General features: G+C 72.5%; 1 protein-coding gene and 1 pseudogene. Both read left to right on the forward strand.

What is annotated here, in order from left to right; all coding sequences use genetic code 11:
- Positions 1-1487: thiol reductant ABC exporter subunit CydD (cydD, locus tag CBW50_RS28295; RefSeq protein ID WP_086148563.1), on the forward strand; the 1487-nt coding region annotated here is incomplete at its 5' end.
- Positions 1484-2056 (forward strand): annotated as a pseudogene (locus CBW50_RS28300) (ABC transporter ATP-binding protein); the annotation flags it as partial. The gene cydD and the pseudogene CBW50_RS28300, both read left to right, overlap by 4 nt.

A 2056-nucleotide genomic window follows, 5' to 3' on the forward strand; every position in this document is an offset into this window, starting at 1 on the left:
GGGCGCGGCGCATGTACGCGGCGGCCCGGGCCCACCTGTCGACCCTGCGCGCGCAAGTGGCGCAGGCGCTGGCGCGCCGTTCGCCGCTGGACCGCCGGCGCGCCCAGTCGGGGCAGGCGGCCAGTGTCATCGCCGAGCAGGCCGAAGCCATCGTGCCCTACCTGGTGCGCTACAGGCCGGCGCGCTGGAAGGTGATGACCGTGCCTTTCGTGATCCTCGCCGTCGTGACGCCGCTGTCGTGGATCGCCGCGCTGATCCTGCTCATCGCCGCGCCCCTGATCCCCGTCTTCATGGCCCTCGTGGGCATGGGCGCGCAGGCGGCCAGCCGCGCGCAGATGGTGGAAATGGGCAGCATGAACGCCTTTCTGCTGGACCGTTTGCGCGGCCTGGCCACCCTGCGCGCGCTGGGCGCCGTCGACGCCACGGCCGCGCGGCTGGACGCCTCGTCGCAATCCGTGCGCCGGCGCACGATGGTGGTGCTGCGCATCGCCTTTTTGTCGTCGGCCGTGCTGGAACTGTTTTCCGCGCTGGGCGTAGCCATGGTGGCCGCCTTCATCGGTTTCTCCTTGCTGGGCAGCCTCCATTTCGGCACCTGGGGCCGTGAACTGACGCTGGGGCAGGGCATGTTCATCCTGCTGCTGGCGCCCGCGTTTTTCGAGCCGCTGCGCGAGCTGGCCGCCGTCTGGCATGACAAGGCGGCCGGCGAAGCGGGCCTGGCCGGATTGAGCGACCTGGCCGAAGGCGGCGTGGCCTTGCCCGGCGCCGGCGTGGCAACGGCTGCCGTGTCCGCCGCCGCCATGGCGGTGGCGCCGGCGCCCGCGATTGACATCCATCAATTGTCTTTTGCCCATCCCGGCGAAGCGCCCGTGTTCGACGGTTTTGACTTGACCGTGCGCGCCGGCGAGCACGTGGCCCTGCTGGGCGCCAGCGGCGCCGGCAAGACCACCTTGCTGTCCCTGCTGGCCGGCCTGCTGCCCGCCAGCGGCGGCGAGATCCGCATCGGCGGCGTGCGCCTGACTGACAGTACCGTCAATACCCTGCGCCAGCGCATGGCCTGGATGGGCCAGCGCCCGCACGTGTTTGCCGCGTCCGTCAGCCAGAACGTCACGCTGGGCCGCAGCGGCGCCGGCGGCGGCCCCGCGCAGGTGACGCAGGCGCTGCACCTGGCCGACCTGGCCGGCGTGGCCCAGGCGCAGCCGGCCGTCATGCTCAGCGATGGCGGCCAGGGCCTGTCGGGCGGCGAAGCCGTGCGCCTGGCGCTGGCCCGCGTGGCCCTGCACCCGCATGCGGATCTGCTGCTCGTCGATGAACCGACGGCCCACCTGGACAGCGAAACGGCGGCGCGCGTCACCGACGCCCTGCTGGCCCTGGCGCAAGGCAAGACCATGCTCGTCGCCACGCACGACCCCGTGCTGGCCGGCCGGCTGCAGCGCGCGGTGCAGGTCGATGCGTCGGCGCAGGCACTGGAGCAGGAACAGCCGGCATGAAAACTTCCCTCATGCTGCACCCCGTCCTGCGGCAGCTGCTGCTGGCACAGCCGGGTAAATTGATCGCCGGCGCCGTGCTGGCGGCGCTGACGGTGGTGGCCGGCATGGCCCTGCTGGGCTTGTCCGGCTGGTTTATTACCGCCACCTCGATCGCCGGCCTGCACGCGTCCACGGCCATCGTGTTTGACGTCTTCGGCCCGTCGGCCGGCATCCGCCTGCTGGCCATCGGCCGCACGGGTTCGCGCTATGCGGAGCGCCTCGTCACGCACGACGCCACGTTTGCCGCGCTGGCCGCCATCCGCGTGCAGCTGTTTCGCGGCTGGTCGCGTCCCGAGGCGGCGGGCCGCTTGCTGCGCCAGCCCGCCAGGCTGCTGTTCCGCCTGACGGCCGACATCGACGCCCTCGAAGCGCTGTATTTGCGCCTGCTGGTGCCCGCTTTTTCCGCCCTGTGCGCGGCCTTGCTGGCCGGCGTGGCGCTGGGCGTGATGCAGTGGCAGCTGGGCGTCGGCCTGGCGCTGTGGCTGCTGGCCGCCGGCGGCGGCATCGGCTGGGTGGTGGCGCGGCGCGCG

It is taken from the genome of Janthinobacterium sp. GW458P, from assembly GCF_002127585.1.
GTDB lineage: Bacteria > Pseudomonadota > Gammaproteobacteria > Burkholderiales > Burkholderiaceae_D > Janthinobacterium.